The 14,998-nt window shown below is 73.9% G+C and carries 14 protein-coding genes; 7 read left to right on the top strand and 7 right to left on the bottom strand.

Annotated features, from left to right (window positions below):
- Positions 1-79 precede the first annotated feature (79 nt).
- Both ACZDYF_RS18255 and ACZDYF_RS18250 read left to right on the top strand, forming a co-directional pair.
- Positions 80-2,086, top strand: coding sequence for a sensor histidine kinase (locus ACZDYF_RS18255; RefSeq protein WP_475060928.1), 2,007 nt, complete (start codon positions 80-82; stop codon positions 2,084-2,086).
- Positions 2,083-2,751, top strand: a complete 669-nt coding sequence (locus ACZDYF_RS18250) for a response regulator (protein WP_475060925.1) — start codon at positions 2,083-2,085, stop codon at positions 2,749-2,751. Before ACZDYF_RS18255 ends, ACZDYF_RS18250 begins: the two co-directional genes overlap by 4 nt.
- A gap of 152 nt (positions 2,752-2,903) precedes the next feature.
- On the opposite strand, the gene ACZDYF_RS18245 is transcribed toward ACZDYF_RS18250, so the two are convergent.
- Positions 2,904-3,959, bottom strand: a complete 1,056-nt coding sequence (locus tag ACZDYF_RS18245) for a 2,3-butanediol dehydrogenase (protein ID WP_191790069.1) — start codon at positions 3,957-3,959, stop codon at positions 2,904-2,906.
- 270 nt (positions 3,960-4,229) lie between these two features.
- Here ACZDYF_RS18245 and ACZDYF_RS18240 point away from each other — a divergent pair, with 270 nt between their 5' ends.
- Positions 4,230-5,285, top strand: coding sequence for a 5'-3' exonuclease (locus ACZDYF_RS18240; RefSeq protein WP_475060920.1), 1,056 nt, complete (start codon positions 4,230-4,232; stop codon positions 5,283-5,285).
- A 76-nt stretch (positions 5,286-5,361) separates the two neighbouring features.
- Entirely contained in the window at positions 5,362-6,303 is a 942-nt protein-coding gene (locus tag ACZDYF_RS18235) for a PfkB family carbohydrate kinase (protein WP_475060917.1), read from the top strand.
- Between the two features lie 90 nt (positions 6,304-6,393).
- On the opposite strand, the gene ACZDYF_RS18230 is transcribed toward ACZDYF_RS18235, so the two are convergent.
- The 6 genes from ACZDYF_RS18230 to ACZDYF_RS18205 all read right to left on the bottom strand — a co-directional run bounded on the left by ACZDYF_RS18230 (position 6,394) and on the right by ACZDYF_RS18205 (position 12,153).
- Entirely contained in the window at positions 6,394-7,134 is a 741-nt protein-coding gene (locus tag ACZDYF_RS18230; RefSeq protein WP_400275167.1) for an ABC transporter ATP-binding protein, read from the bottom strand.
- A complete protein-coding gene (locus ACZDYF_RS18225; RefSeq protein ID WP_475060911.1) occupies positions 7,131-8,036 on the bottom strand; it encodes an ABC transporter permease in 906 nt (301 codons plus the stop codon). Before ACZDYF_RS18225 ends, ACZDYF_RS18230 begins: the two co-directional genes overlap by 4 nt.
- Entirely contained in the window at positions 8,033-9,040 is a 1,008-nt protein-coding gene (locus ACZDYF_RS18220; RefSeq protein WP_475060905.1) for an ABC transporter substrate-binding protein, read from the bottom strand. The genes ACZDYF_RS18225 and ACZDYF_RS18220 overlap by 4 nt, the downstream gene beginning before the upstream one ends.
- Positions 9,037-9,522 carry a 4Fe-4S dicluster domain-containing protein gene (locus tag ACZDYF_RS18215; RefSeq protein WP_475060898.1) on the bottom strand — a complete coding sequence of 162 codons (486 nt, stop codon included), beginning with the start codon at positions 9,520-9,522 and terminating at the stop codon, positions 9,037-9,039. The genes ACZDYF_RS18220 and ACZDYF_RS18215 overlap by 4 nt, the downstream gene beginning before the upstream one ends.
- On the bottom strand, positions 9,519-11,372 hold the full coding sequence (locus tag ACZDYF_RS18210) for an FAD-binding protein (protein ID WP_475060891.1): 1,854 nt from the start codon (positions 11,370-11,372) through the stop codon (positions 9,519-9,521). The genes ACZDYF_RS18215 and ACZDYF_RS18210 overlap by 4 nt, the downstream gene beginning before the upstream one ends.
- 271 nt (positions 11,373-11,643) lie before the next feature.
- Positions 11,644-12,153 (bottom strand): RrF2 family transcriptional regulator, encoded by a 510-nt coding sequence (locus ACZDYF_RS18205; RefSeq protein WP_204810181.1) that lies wholly within the window; start codon positions 12,151-12,153, stop codon positions 11,644-11,646.
- 116 nt (positions 12,154-12,269) lie between these two features.
- Here ACZDYF_RS18205 and ACZDYF_RS18200 point away from each other — a divergent pair, with 116 nt between their 5' ends.
- The 3 genes from ACZDYF_RS18200 to ACZDYF_RS18190 all read left to right on the top strand — a co-directional run bounded on the left by ACZDYF_RS18200 (position 12,270) and on the right by ACZDYF_RS18190 (position 14,979).
- On the top strand, positions 12,270-12,575 hold the full coding sequence (locus ACZDYF_RS18200) for a hypothetical protein (protein ID WP_191790060.1): 306 nt from the start codon (positions 12,270-12,272) through the stop codon (positions 12,573-12,575).
- A 119-nt stretch (positions 12,576-12,694) separates the two neighbouring features.
- Positions 12,695-13,654 (top strand): zinc-binding dehydrogenase, encoded by a 960-nt coding sequence (locus ACZDYF_RS18195; RefSeq protein ID WP_475060884.1) that lies wholly within the window; start codon positions 12,695-12,697, stop codon positions 13,652-13,654.
- Positions 13,651-14,979 (top strand): alpha/beta hydrolase, encoded by a 1,329-nt coding sequence (locus tag ACZDYF_RS18190; protein ID WP_475060881.1) that lies wholly within the window; start codon positions 13,651-13,653, stop codon positions 14,977-14,979. The genes ACZDYF_RS18195 and ACZDYF_RS18190 overlap by 4 nt, the downstream gene beginning before the upstream one ends.
- The last annotated feature ends 19 nt before the right edge of the window (positions 14,980-14,998 follow it).

Raw genomic sequence — 14,998 nt, 5'->3', positions numbered from 1 at the left:
TGACCGTGCCGCGCCACGTGGGGGTGGAATCGCTCCCGACCTCTGTCGTCCGGGTGGTCGTGCGCCCTACGGTGGCGCTGTGGGCGCTGTCGCAGGGGACGAGCCACCGGAGTCCTCCGGCGACCCCGTCGCGCCCGGCGGGCTGCCCCGGACCGCCCTCGCCATCGCCGTCGCCTCGTGGTTGCTCGGCGTCTCGGCGCTCGTCCTGCAGCTCACGTCGGGCGTGGACGTGCTGCTCGGCGACCTGCTGTTCGTCGTCGTCGACGCCATGGTGGCGCTCGTGTACGGCTCGGTGGGTGCGATCATCCTGTCGCGGCGGCGGCACGTCGTCGGGTGGCTCGTCTCGATCGCGGGCATCGGCGGCGGGCTGGCCGCGCTGGGCGGGGGCTGGCGGAGCTTCGCGAGCACGCACCCCGGCCTGCCACCGCTCGAACCGCTCGCCGCGGCGTACGGGCTCGCGTGGGTGCCGGGGACGGTCGGGCTGTTCGTGCTCGTGCCGTGGTTCGTCCGCGACCGGCCGTTGTCGCCGGGTGCCTGGCTGGGGGTCGCGGGCGGCGCCGGGTCGATCCTGTTCTTCCTGCTCGCCCCGGTCGACGACCCGCGCCCGGCCATCCTCGGCGTCGTCGTCATGGGTCTCGTGACCGCGGCCGCGACGTGGTGGCGCCACCGGCACGGACCGCCCGAGGAACGTCGCGGCCTGGGCCTCCTGGCCCTCGGCACGGCGGTCATGGCCCTGTCGTTCCTCCCGCTGCTCGGGACGTGGAGCTCGCCCGACGTGATCCTCGCGCTGCCCCTGACCCATCTCGCGTGCCAGGCGCTGTTCCCCGCGGCGCTGCTCGTCTCGGTCCTGCGCAACCGGCTGTGGGGGCTCGACCTCGCGCTGAGCCGCGCCACGATCGGCGCCCTCCTGACGCTCGCCCTGGTCGCGGTCTACGTCGCGCTCGTGGTCACGGTGACCGCGCTCGTCGGCAGCCGGCCGCTCGCCCAGGTCCTCGCGGCCGTCGGGGTCGTGCTCGCGGTCCAGCCCGCCCGGACGTGGCTCCAGCGACGCGTGCGCGCCCTGGTCTACGGCGAGACGACCGACCCCGGGCGCGCCGTGCTGCGCATGGGCCGCCAGCTCGGTGTCGCGGCGACGGCCGAGGAGCTGCTGCACGGGCTCGTCGCCTCGACGGGCGAGTCGCTCAAGCTCGAGTCGGTCACGCTCACGAGCGGCGGACCTGCCCCGACCGTCGAGGCGACCTGGGGTCGCCCGACGAGCACGCACGTCACGCACGTGCCGGTCGAGCACGGCGGCCGGGTCCTCGGGGACCTCACCGTCACCCCCCGCGCGGGCGAGCGCCTCGACGCCCGGACCCGGGACGCGCTCGCCCAGCTCGTGCCCGTCGTGGCCGCGGGCCTCGCGCTCGCGAGCGGCGCGCGCGACCTCGAACAGGCCAAGGACGCCGTGACCCGGGCGCGCCTGGCCGAGCGGCGACTCGTCCGCCGCGAGCTGCACGACGGCGTCGGGCCGTGGTTGAGCGGGCTGCGGCTCGGGCTGCAGGGCGCGCGCAACACCCTCGCGACCGACCCGGCCGCAGCGGCCGCCGTGCTCGAGGCGCTCCAACGCGAGGTCGAGCAGCGGGTCGGGGACGTGCGCACGCTCTCGCGCAGCCTGCTGCCGCCCGCGCTCGACGAGGCCGGGCTCGAGGCCGCGCTGCACGACCTCGCCGACCACCACGACGCGAACGGCTTCGCGGTCGAGCTGCTGTGCGGGCCGTGGGACGACCTCGACACGCGCGTCGCCGCCGCGGCCTACGCGATCGCGAGCGAAGCCGTCATCAACGCGTCCCGGCACAGCGGGGCCGCGGGCTGCCGCGTCGAGGTCTCCGCCCACCCGCCAGGCCTGCCCGGTTCGCTCGACGGGTGGACGCACCTGGTCGTGACGTGCGACGACGCGGGCTCCGGCGTCGGGCAGGACGCGCGCGCCGGCGTCGGGACGCGGTCCATGCGGGAGCGCGCCGAGGAGCTGGGTGGGACGCTGGACATCACCTCGCTCGCACCGGGAACGCGCGTGCGGGCCGTCCTCCCCCGGAAGGTCGTGCTGTGAGCCTCATCCGCGTGGCCCTCGTCGACGACCATCCCGTGTTCCGCATCGGGATGGCGGCGCTGCTCGACTCGCTCGAGGGCGTCCGCGTCGTGGCGCAGGCCGCGAGCGCCGCGGAGGCGCGTGACGTCCTGGGCGCTCCCGACGACCTGGACCTCGTCGTCATGGACCTCGACCTGGGCGACGGGTCGGGCGTCGAGCTCACGCGGGACCTGGTGCGTTCCCGGCCGGACGTGCCGGTCCTCTTAATGACGATGCACGAGGACGACGACTCCGTCGCCGCCTGCCTGCGCGCCGGGGCCCGCGGGTACCTCGTGAAGTCGGCGTCGCCGCACGAGGTCGAGCGGGCCGTGCGGGCCGTGGCGAACGGCGAGCTGATCCTGGCGCCGGGGGTCGCGGCGCGGGCCGTGGCGAACGTGCTCGGCGGCGGGTCGCGGGCTGCGGTGCCGTTCCCGCAGCTCACCGACCGCGAGCGCGAGGTGCTCGCGCTCGTCGCCGCGGGGCTCGACAACACCGCGATCTCGCGGCGGCTGACCCTGAGCACCAAGACGGTCCGCAACTACGTCGCGGGCGTGCTCGCGAAGCTGTCGCTGCGCGACCGGGCCGCGGCGATCGTGGCGGCCCGGGAGGCGGGCCTGGTCCCGGACCGGGCGACGTCGCCCCGCTGAGCCGGCGGCCTCCCCCGCTGAGTGCGTGATTCGGCTGCGACTCGCCGGGCGTGTCGCAGCGCAATCATGCACTCAACGCTCCGAGAAGCCGGCCCGACGGCGGAGCCCACCTTCCGCGTCGAAGGTGAGCCCCGGCGTCGGGCCGGGACCCGTCACGGGTGGACGAGGATCTTCACCGCGGTCTCGTTACGGCGGACCAGGGTGTCGAAGCCCTTGCTCACGAGGTCCTCGAGCGGGATCTTCGCCGTGATGAACGGGGCGAGGTCGACCTTGCCCTCCTGGACGAGCCTGATCGTCTCGGCGTGGTCGCGCACGTAGGCGATCGTGCCGCGCAGGTCGATCTCCTTGAGGACGAGCTTGTGCATGTCGACCGCCGCGGGCTTGCCCCAGATCGACACGACCACGATCACTCCCGCGGGGCGGACCGCGTCGAAGAGCTGGTCGAGGACCGCGTTGACGCTCGTGCACTCGAAGGCCACGTCGACACCCTTGCCGCCCGTGATCTCGCGGACGCGGGAGATGAGGTTGTCCTGCGTGGGGTCGACGACGTGGTCGGCGACGCCCGTCTCACGGGCCTTGGTCTTCCGGGCCTCGGAGACCTCGGACATGATGACCGTGACGCCCTGGGCCTTGAGGACCGCTGCCGTGAGCAGCCCGATGGGGCCCGCACCGCCGACGAGCGCGACGTCTCCGGCCTTGGCGCCCGAGCGCACGACCGCGTGGTGCCCGACCGACAGGGGCTCGATGAGCGCGGCCTGGTCGAGCGGGATGTCGCCCACGGGGTGGACCCAGCGTCGGTCGACGACGACCTTCTCCGAGAGGCCGCCACCACCACCGGCCAGGCCGATGAAGCCCATCTTGACGCACAGGTGGTAGTTGCCGGCCTCGCACTGCGCGCACTCGCCGCACACGAAGTAGGGCTCGACGACGACCGACTCGCCGATCGTCAGATCGTCCACGCCCTCGCCCAGCGCGGTCACGGTCCCGGAGAACTCGTGCCCCATCGTGACGGGCATCTCCTCGTGCGAGAGCGGGTGGGGGTGGCCCGCCGCGGGGATGAAGATGGGGCCTTCGAGGTACTCGTGCAGGTCGGAACCGCAGATCCCGCACCACGCGATGTCGATCGCGACCGCGCCGGGCCGCAGCTCGGGGGCCGGGACCTCCTCGATGCGGATGTCTTGTCGTCCGTGGAAACGTGCAGCCTTCATGTCCTCGCCACGCCTTCTCTCGTTGGTCGCTGGGTTCCTGACAGGCGGCGTCGTCCGGGCCGCCCAGGTGCCCGGGGCACTTGCCACCTTAGGCACGTGACCTGCGCGAAAACCCCGCCAAAGGTCCCGAATCGGATGTGACATGGCCCTCGTCAGGGCGTCAGATCGAGGCGGTGCGCGGGCCGGCGACGCACGGTCCGGGCGGCGACGCGCGGCAGCGGCGTAGCGCCCGAGCGGCTGGCGTGGGAGGCCGCCGGTACGTTGGGGACCATGACGGACCCGGCGACGCCCGCTCCCCTGCGCGACACCCAGCTCCCCGGCAGCGGCGGCCTGCTGCTCCTCGACTCCGCGTCGCAGTACTTCCGCGCGTTCTTCGGCGTCCCGGACTCGGTCAAAGCCCCGGACGGCACGCCCGTCAACGCGGTGCGCGGCTTCCTCGACACCATCGCGGTGCTCGTGGCCGAGCGCCGGCCCGCGCGCCTCGTGGCCTGCTGGGACGACGACTGGCGGCCCGCGTTCCGCGTCGACGCCATCGGTTCCTACAAGGCCCACCGCGTCGCGACCGAGGTCCCCGGCACCACGGGCATCGAGGAGGTGCCCGAGGCCCTGACCGCACAGGTCCCGATCATCGTCGACGTCCTCGCGGCCCTCGGCGTCGCGCGGGTCGGGTGCCCCGGCTACGAGGCGGACGACGTGATCGGCACGCTCGTCGAGCGTGAGTCGGTCCGGCGACGCGCCGTGCGCGAGGCGGGCGGGGAGCCCGGGGCGGGCGGCGCCGTCGGGCCCGCGTCACCCGACGGTGGGCCGGTCGAGGTCGTCACGGGCGACCGCGACCTGTTCCAGCTCGTCGACGACGACGTGCCCGTGCGCGTCCTGTACACCGCGCGCGGCCTCAAGAAGCTCGACGTCGTGGACGTCGAGCGCCTGGCCGAGCGCTACGGCGTGTCGTCGGGCCAGGCGTACGCGGACATGGCCGCGCTGCGCGGCGACCCGAGCGACGGCCTGCCGGGCGTCGCGGGCATCGGGGAGAAGACCGCGGCGGGCCTGCTGGCCCGGTACGGCGACCTCGCGGGCATCCTGCGCGCGCGCGACGAGGGCGACAAGGGCCTGAGCCCCACGCAGCGGCGTCGGCTCACCGAGGCCGCGGACTACCTGGCCGTCGCGCCGCTCGTGGTCCAGGTCGCGCGCGACGCGCCCGTCCCCCCGGTGCCCGACGGCGTCCCGTCCGCGCCCGCGGACGCTGCGGCTCTCGACGAGCTCGCCGCGCGGTGGGGGCTGCGGTCGAGCGTGGACCGGGTCCTGGAGGCGTTCGTGTCGGTGCGGTGAGCTCTCCATGGTTGACACCGCTGTCATCGGTGCAGGATCGTACGGTGACGCCGCCCCCGACCGGCCTGGAGCCCTGATGCCCTCTCACGCCCCGCACGTCCTCGTCGTCGGCGAGGCGCTCGTCGACGAGGTCCGACGTGCCGACGGCACGACCGTCGAGCACCCCGGCGGCAGCCCCGCGAACGTCGCGCTGACCCTCGGCCGCCTCGGGCGCGACGTCCGGCTCGCGGCCCACCTCGGCCGCGACGAGCACGGCGACACGATCCGCGACTGGCTCGCCGACTCGGGCGTCGCCCTCACCCCCGGGTCCGACGGCGCCGCCGCCACGAGCGTCGCGCGCGCGGTCCTCGACGGGTCGGGGGCCGCGACGTACGACTTCGCGATGACGTGGGACCTGGCCCCCGGCACCCGGGCGACCGACTCGACGCTCGCCGTCCACACCGGGTCGATCGCCGCGGTCCTGGAACCCGGCGCGACCGCGGTCCACGACCTCGTCCTCGCCGCGCGCGAGCACGCGACCATCACCTACGACCCGAACGCCCGCCCCAGCCTCATGGGCACCCCCGAGGCCGCGCTCACCCGGATCGAACCGCTCGTCTCCGTGGTGGACGTGGTCAAGGTCAGCGACGAGGACGTCGAGTGGCTGTACCCGGGCTCCGACCCCGTGGAGGTCGCGCACCGGTGGGCAGGGGGCTCTGGCGCAGATCACGGGCCCGCGGTCGTCGTCGTGACGTTCGGCGGCGAGGGGGCCGTCGCGGTGTGCGCGGCGGGCGAGGTCCGGGTCGCGGCACCACGGGTCGAGGTCGTGGACACCGTGGGCGCGGGCGACACCTTCATGGGGGCGCTCATCGACGGGCTGTGGGATCGGGATCTCCTGGGTGGCGACCGGCGCGACGCGCTCCGGGCCGTCGACCTCGACGTGCTGACCGCGGTGCTCGAACGATGCGTGGCGGCCGCCGCGGTCACGGTCTCACGCGCGGGCGCGAACCCGCCGCGACGGGACGAGCTCACGAGCTGAGGTCGTGGCCGCCGACGGTGACGTACCTGCCCGCCGACGGTCGCCCTCGGCGGCCCAACCGGTCCCCCTCGGCGGGCACACGCGTCACCGTCACGCCGCCCCGATCGCCTCCTCGACCCCCAGCTCGAGCAGCAGCCGCCGCCGGAAGTCCCCGAACCCCGGCACCCCGCGGCGTCGCGGCCGGTCGAACGGGACCTCGAGTTCGACCCCGACCTTCCCGTCCTGGAGGACGGCCACGCGGTCGGCGAGCAGGATCGCCTCGTCGACGTCGTGCGTCACGAGCAGCACCGCGGGCTGGTGCTCGTGGCACAGCTCGGCGACGAGGGCCTGCATCTTGATGCGGGTCAGGGCGTCGAGCGCCGCGAACGGCTCGTCGAGCAGCAGCAGCCGGGGGTTGCGCACGAGCGCCCGGGCGAGGGCGACGCGTTGCGCCTCGCCTCCGGACAGGGTCGTGGGCCACGCGGCCTCGCGCCCGCCGAGGCCGACCTCCACGAGCGCCGCCGAGGCGGCCGCGCGCCGGTCGCGCGTGGAACGCTGCCCGAGGATCACGTTGGACCCGACCCGCTTGGACGCGACGAGCCGCGGCTCCTGGAAGACCACGGTCCGCTCGGCGGGGGCCTCGACGGTCCCGGTGTCGTGCTCCTCGAGCCCGGCGAGGATGCGCAGCAGCGTCGTCTTGCCGGAGCCGCTGGCGCCGAGCAGCGCGACGAACTCGCCCGGACGCAGGGTCAGCGAGAAGTCGGAGAGGATGGTCCGGTCGCCGTACGACTTCCCGACGTTCTCGACCCGGACGGTCGGTGAGGCGAGGTCCGGCACGGTCGGTGCGCTCATGGCTTTCTCCCGAGTCGCTTGTAGGGCAGCAGGACGCGTTCGAGGAGCCGCACGACCAGGTCGACCGACAGCCCCCACACCGCGTAGATCAGGACGCACACGACGAGCACGTCCATCTGGAAGTACTGCTGCGCGGAGACCATGAGGAACCCGATGCCGCGCGGCGCGTTGGACATCTCCGCGACGATCAGCGCGAGCAGCGACACCGACAGGGACACCCGCAGGCCGACGAGGACCGACGGGATGGCCTCGGGCAGGATCACGTGCCGTACGAGCCCCAGCCCCCGCAGCCCGAACACCTTGCCCGCCTCGAGGATCTTGCGGTCGACGTTGCGCACGCCGCTGTGGGTGTTGAGGTAGAGCGGGAACAGCGCAGCGGCCGCGATGATGATGATCTTGGGTCGTTCGTCGATCCCGAACCAGAGGATGAGGAGCGGCGCGATCGCGAGGAACGGGATGGTGCGCAGCATCTGGAGCGTGGGGTCGAGGAGCTGGTCGCCCAGGCGGAACAGCCCGGCGACGACCCCGAGCGTGAGCCCCAGCAGCCCGCCGATCGCGAAGCCCACGGCCACGCGCCCGAGCGACACCGACAGGTTCTCCCACAGCACGCCCGTGGAGACGAGCTCGACGAACGCGTCGGCGACCTGCCAGGGGGCGGGGAACTGCTTCTCGTCGATCCAGCCTTGCGCCGAGCCCAGGAACCAGAGCGCGAGGATCGCGGTGGGCACCGAGGCGCGCAGCAGCACGTCGCGCGGCGAGCGCTTCCGCCTGCCCGACGACGTCGCGCCCCTCCGCGCCCCGGCCGCACCCGTGGCGGTGGCCGGCACCGTACCGGCGGCTGTCGCTGCAGCGACCGGGAGCGCGTCCGCGCGGGCGCGCGACGTCGTCGTGCCGGCGGTCACTCGACGCCCCACGTGCTGACGTCGAACGCCTTCGGGGCGGCGCCGGAGCTGACGAGGAAGTCGAGGGTCGACTGCACGGTCGCCAGCCCGTCGGGGTCGATCGCCTGGGTGCCGTACTGCCAGAGCTCGGCCTCCTTGACGACCTCGACGGGTGAGCCCGTGGCGTCGAAGACCCACTGGGCGTACGCGTCGTGGTCGGCCTCGATCTTGGCGACGCCGGCCTCGGTGACCTCCCAGACCGCCGCGGCGAGCTCGGGGTTCGCCTCGTAGGTCTCGCGCGAGGTGAGCGAGACGCTCGTCGCGAGCAGGTCGGGGTCGTCGACGCTCGCCTTGGACAGGACCGGGAAGTCGTTCTGCAGGCGCCAGATGCCGGCCGTGGTCGCGGGGACGGGCACGGCGTCGATGTCGCCGCGCTGGAGCGCGGGCAGGGCGTCGGCGAACAGGAGGTTGACGAGCTCGACGTCGCCCAGGACCCCCGCGCGCTCGAGGACCGCGCGGCCGTACTTGTCGAAGTTGGAGCCGAACTGGAGCCCGACCTTCTTGCCCGCGAGCTGGTCGATGGTCGTCACGCCGCCGGTCTTGGTGAGGAACCAGATGTCCGAGGACGGCTTGGCGATGACGAGCGCGGGGACGTCGAGGCCGCTCGCCTTGGCCTGCGTGGCCGGGGTGTCGCCGATGAAACCGACCTGGATGTCGCCCGTCTGGAGGGCCTGGACCACGGGCGGCCCGTTGTTGAACCCGACGAAGCCCTCGTACTCGAAGCCGTGCTCGGCGAGGATCGCGTCGGCGATCCCGGTCTCGACCGCGTACCCGAACGGCCCGGTCGCCACGGGCGTCTTGCCCGCGACGCCGTTCCAGGGGCCGCCCGTGGTCAGGGACGTGAGCTCGACGGCTGCGTCCGACCCGTCGCCCGACGGCGTCGCGGCCTCCGACGTGGAGCACGTCGCGAGCGCGGTGACGAGGACGAGCGACGCCAGGGCGGCGAAGGTGCGGTTCCGGCTCATGAGGGGGCTCCTTGGAGGGTGGTCGGGATGGTGTCGTGGTGCGGGGTCTCGTCAGGGACGGGACCGGAGGGTGCGGCCGGGGCGAGCACGGCCGCGCGGTGGTAGTCGACGTCGGACGCGAGGACCGCGCCCGGCTCCCCTGCGCGGGCGTCGCCGGTGGCGCGCGTGTCCCCGGGGTCGCCCTGGCCTCGCGGAGCCCGCCGCCACCCGACCCGGTCCCGGTACAGGCCCAGGAGGTCGCGGTCGAGCAGGTCGGCCTCGTCGAGGAACGGCGAGCCTGCGGGTTCGGGCGTGCGCGACGGGGACACGAAGATCGCGTCCTCGGGGCAGTACGCCTCGCACTGGAAGCAGGTCTGGCAGTCGGAGTGCCGTGCGATGGTCGGCACGCCGCCGTCGGCGGCGGGCTCGAAGACGTTGGTCGGGCAGATCCGCACGCAGATGTCGCACGACGTGCAGCGCGCGGCGTTCAGGATCTCGATCATGACGCTTCCTCGGTCCGGGTCGGTGGGGTGGGAGCGGCGTACGGCGCCCCGGCGTCGCCGGTGACGGGCGGTTCCGGGTCCGGCAGCACCCACAGGTCGCGCAGCCCGCCCGTGAGCAGGCGGCGGGCCTGCTGGGGGTCGGTGTCGGGGAAGTCGGTGCGGGTGTGCATGCCACGGGTCTCGGTGCGGTGGAGCGCGGTCCGGTCGGCCCAGCGGGCCATCGCAAGCATGCCCGCGGTCTCGCGCGTGCGGATCGCGTCGGCGCCGCGCACGTCCGACGGCACGAGCTCGGTCCCCGCGCGGTCCCACAGCTCGTCGAGCGTGTCGAGCGAGCGCACGAGGCCGTGGTGGTGACGGAAGGCCGACTTGTCGATGGGCAGCATCTCGTCACGGACCGCGGCGGTGATCTCGCGCCACGCCCCCTCCCTGGCCGGGGCCGAACGCAGGCGGTGCGCGCCGCCGTCGGGCCGGAGACCGAGCGTGCCCGTGGGGACGAGGCGCTGCCCGCGGGACGACGGGTCGCGGTCCGCGGCCAAGGCGGCCGCAGCCCGGCCCGACCACGTGCCGGACGCCACGGCCCACGCCAGGTTGGGGCCGCCCGCGCCGGTCGCCGCGCCGACCACGCGGTCGCGCGCCGCGACGTCGCCCGCCGCGTACAGCCCCGGGACGCCGGTCCACGCGTCACGGTCGAGCACGTGGACCCCGCCCGTGCCGCGCACCGTGCCCTCCTGGACCCAGTCCATGGGGAAGCGCTCGGTGAACGGGTCGACGCCCAGCTTGTCCGTGACCATGAAGAAGTTCGGCATGGCGGCGCGCAGGGTCGGGCGGACCTCGGGCGGGAACTGGGTGAACTGGGCCGTGATCGTGCCGCGCAGCGACGCGCCGAGCAGCTCGGCGCGACTCTTGTGCAGGTTCTCGTAGGCGATGGGGACGCCCTCGTGGTCCCAGTAGGAGGCCGTGACGAAGAAGCCGTTCTTGTCCATCGAGGTGCCGAACGGGACCATGCCGTAGAAGTTGGAGAACTCCATGCTCGACAGGTGCGCGCCCACCTCGGCGGCCATCAGGTGGCCCTCGCCCGTGTTGACGTCGCCGCCCAGGGAGTGCGACTTCCAGGTGGTCCCGCCCGTCGCGAGCACGACGGCGCCGCTCGCCACCCGCCACGCGCGCCCGGTCTGGCGCTGGTAGCCCTGGGCGCCCGAGACGACACCCGCGCCGTCGACCAGGAGCTCGAGCGCGGGGCTGTGGTCGAGGACCGTGACGCCGTTCTTCTTGACCTTGCCGCGCAGGAAGCGCAGGTAGTCCGGGGACGAGCCGGAGAACGACCGCTCGCCGGGGCGGCGCGCGAAGGGGTTCACGACCGGGGCGGGGCCGCCGGCTCCGCCCCGGTCGCCGGTGCCTGCGGGGCGCGAGCGGCGCGTGCGCTCATACCCCCAGCCCTCGATGAGCGCGGTGCGGTACCAGGCCTCGTCGAGGACGTCGTTGGTCCAGTCACGGTCGGTGAGGTACCCGCCCTGCTGCTCGCGCGGCGTGATCTCCTCGTCGCGGCGCTCGGCGTCCGGCGGGACGAGCCAGTGCCCGACGCCGGCCGTCGCCGCGACACCGCTCGTGCCGCAGTAGCCCTTGTCGACCAGGACGACGCTCGCGCCCTGCTCGGTCGCGGCGATCGCGGACCAGGTCGCGGCCGGGCCGCCGCCGATCACGAGGACGTCAGCGTGCAGGAGCAGGTGCTCCGCGGAGTCCTCGACGAGGGCAGGTCGGGGGGCGCGCTGCGAGGTGCGTCGGTGTGCTCCGGGACCCGCGGAGGCGCGGGAGACCGAAGGAGAGCGGGGGGAGGCAGAGGGCACAACCATGAGGGGTCGCTTTCCGGGGGGCCGCGACCTGGTCGCGGGTGCACAGGGACGCCGGTGGGGTCGGCGCGGGGGAGGCTGTCTCGTCGGGTCAGACGGGTCGACAGCAACAGCCCGGCGCGATGGCGCGGAGCGCGCGGTGCGTCGGCTCGGTGTGCATGAGAGCGACGCTAGTTGAACTAGACCGAAACGGTCCAGATTGAGTTGACGGATGAGACAAGGTTTCGCAGTGTTAACGCGAGCACCGGACCGTCACCCTCGACGGGCACGGTCGTCACCCTCGCGGGCTCTCTCCCCCGCCCCGCAGCTCCACCTCGTCGCCGAACGGGCGCGTCACCCAGGCCTCCGAGTCCCCGACGAGGTGAGCGACGTCGTCGGGCAGCGTGCCCGACGCGAGGTCCGCGACCGTCACGTTCTCCAGGACCGAGCGCATCGCGACCCGCAGCGCGACCCACGTCTGCTGGAGGGCCGCCGCGGACTCCGCGTACGACGTGTCCTCGGGCTGGACGCCCGCGATGTTCGCGAGCGGGCCGTCGATCGCCCGGATGACGTCCGCGACCGCGATCCGCGCGGGTGCCGCCGCCAGGCGGAACCCGCCCTCGGCGCCCCGGCGGCTCTCGACCAGGCCCGACCGGCGCAGCTGGTTGAGGATGCCCAGGAGGAACGACCCCGGGATGCGCTGCGCCTTGCCGACGCGCTCCGCGGTCACGAACCCCTCGTCGTAGGCGACGGCGAGCTCCACGCACGCGCGGACGGCGTAGTCGATCTTGGCGGTGATGCGCATGGGCCCAGTATGCCGACGGCATGTTTCCGATCGTGCAGGAATACCGGGTGAAGCACCCCGGCCACCGGTGCGGTGCGGGTTGGGCTCGGGCGCCCGACGTGTGCGAAGGTGCAGCGGTGACTTCGTACCGGGTGAGCCTCGTCGTCGGGATGCTGCGCCCTGGCGCGTCCCCGGAAGCCGTGCTGCCCGCGGCCGCCGCCGCGGCGCGCGAGGTGACCGAGGTCGAGTCCTACGACCTGGGGATCGTGAGCGGCGAGGCCCGCGTCACGGTGCGCTTCCTCGCCGAGGACGACGACCAGGCCGCCGAGATCGCCCGCGCGGTCCGGGCTGCGGCCGGCGCCCTCGTCGAGGTGAGCGGTGCGGTCTTCACACGCCGCTACGGCCCGAAGTGGCACCCGGTCGCTGGCGGCATCCACCGCTGACCTGCGCGTCCGCCGCGATCCGAGGCCGCCGCGGGTCTGGCGTTCTCACGGGCCGGACGGCGATCGTGTCCCGCCCGGGCTCGGACGCGCACCGCGCCCGGAGACCGTAGGTTGGACACATGCTTGCCGCCTACGTGACGCACTTCGACCAGCAGGACCCGCTCGCAGGCCTGACCGTGGGAGACCTGCCCGCTCCGGAGCCCCGGGAGAACTGGTCGGTGGTGGACGTCCGGGCCGCGAGCCTGAACCACCATGACCTGTGGTCGCTGCGCGGGGTCGGTCTGCGCGCCGAGCAGCTCCCGATGATCCTCGGCACCGACGCCGCGGGCATCGCGCCCGACGGGACCGAGGTCGTCGTCCACGGCGTGATCGGCGCCGACGGGCACGGGGTAGGGACCGCGGAGTCGCGCACGCTCCTGTCCGAGAAGTACGCGGGGACGCTTGCCGAGCAGGTCGCCGTGCCCACGAAGAACCTGATCCCCAAGCCGCCGGAGCTCACGTTCGTCGAGGCGGCGTGCCTCCCGACGGCGTGGCTCACCGCGTACCGCATGCTCTTCAGCGTGGCGGGGCTCGCCCCGGGCGACCGCGTGCTCGTCCAGGGTGCGGGGGGTGGCGTCGCGAGCGCCGCGACGCGCCTCGCGAGCGCGGCGGGCATCGAGGTGTTCGTGACGTCGCGGTCCTCGGCCAAGCGAGCCCGCGCTCTGCAGAACGGCGCGTCTGCGGTCTTCGAACCCGGGGCCCGGCTCCCCGCACGGGTGGATGCCGTGATCGAGACCGTCGGCCAGGCCACGTGGTCGCACTCGATGCGTTCGGTCCGGCCGGGCGGGACGGTCGTCGTCGCCGGGGCCACTTCCGGGGACGCGAGCCCCGCCGAGCTCTCGCGCATCTTCTTCCAGGAGATCACCGTCCGGGGCGTGACGATGGGTTCACGCGAAGACCTCGCGGCCCTGCTGCGGTTCCTCGCCCGCACCGACGTGCGCCCGACGATCGACGAGGTACTCCCGCTCGCTCAGGCCGCGTCCGGCCTGGCACGGCTCGACGCCGGGGAGCACTACGGGAAGATCGTGCTCACGACATGACCGACGGCGTGGGTGCGGACGGGGGCCCGACCCGGGGCGGCGACCGGAAGTTCCAGACGACCGGAGGCTCCCAGGACACCGAGGGCGCGGGGAGCTCCGGCGGCGCTGCTCCCGACGCGCGGCCTGTCGGAGTCGAACCAGGCGTCGCGTCACGTGGCACCGAGCCGCGGGCTGCTGGCTCGGCGGGTTCGCACGAGTGGACCGGTTCGCCACGCATCGCAGGTTCCCGACGTCGCCCACGGGCGACCGCGCCCCGGACGCTCACCCTGGCGTCGCTGCGGGCTCCGCTCGCCGAGGCAGCGGCGCTCGTCCCGACGGGGCCTCGAGGCCCGGTTCCTCGGCCCCGTGTCAGACCGCAGCGCGGCCGGTGGGAGGAGGACGTCCTCGGACCGGACTACCGTCGTCTGACCCTCCACCTCACGCCCGACGACGAGGGGGAGGTCGTCGCGACCCTCGTCCGCTACGACCCTCCGACCGAGGAGGCCGTCCGCCCCGCACGCGCCGTGCTGTACGTCCACGGGTGGAGCGACTACTTCTTCCAGACCGAGCTCGCCGAGTACTGGCACGCTCAGGGCGCGGCGTTCTACGCGGTAGACCTGCGCAAGTACGGCCGCAGCCTCCGACCGCACCAGACTCCGGGGTACATCGAGCACCTCCACGAGTACGACGAGGATCTCGAGACCGCGCTCGCCCTGATCCACACCGAGCTCGGCGCGCACGCGTCGATCATGCTGGTCGGCCACTCGACAGGGGGGCTCACCGGTGTCTTGTGGGCGAACCGGAACCCGGGTCGGCTGCACGGGCTGGTACTGAACAGCCCGTGGCTGGAGCTGCAGGGTTCGTCGACGGTGAGGACGGTGTCCTCGCCGGCGATCCGTCAGCTCGCCCGGTTCCAGCCCAAGGCTCCACTGCCGAACATCGACGCCGGGTACTACGCGCGGACGCTGCGCGACCTCGAGAGCGGCGGCTGGGAGTTCAACCCCGCGTGGCGACCCGTGCCGTCCTTCCCTGTCCGCGCCGGCTGGCTCCGGGGAATCATCGAGGGTCACGCGACGGTCGCTGCCGGCTTGTCCGTCACGTGTCCCATCATCGTCCTGACGTCCGACCGGACCATCATCAGCCCGCGCTGGAGCGAGGACATGCGGCAGGCGGACATCGTGCTCGACGTCGAGCTGCTGGCCCGGCGAGCCACGAACCTCGGGCCCGTGGTGACGATCGCCCGGATTCCTGGCGGGATCCACGACCTCACGCTGTCCGGACCGGGGCCGCGGAGACGTTTCTACCGCGAGATCACGAGGTGGCTCGCGGGATACGGGTGGAGCTGACCCCGGTCGGCGGGTTGGT

The sequence above is a fragment of the Oerskovia sp. PE-21s genome, assembly GCF_056158145.1.
Note: the sequence above shows the minus strand (reverse complement) of the source record. Positions and strands in the feature narration are given on the sequence as shown.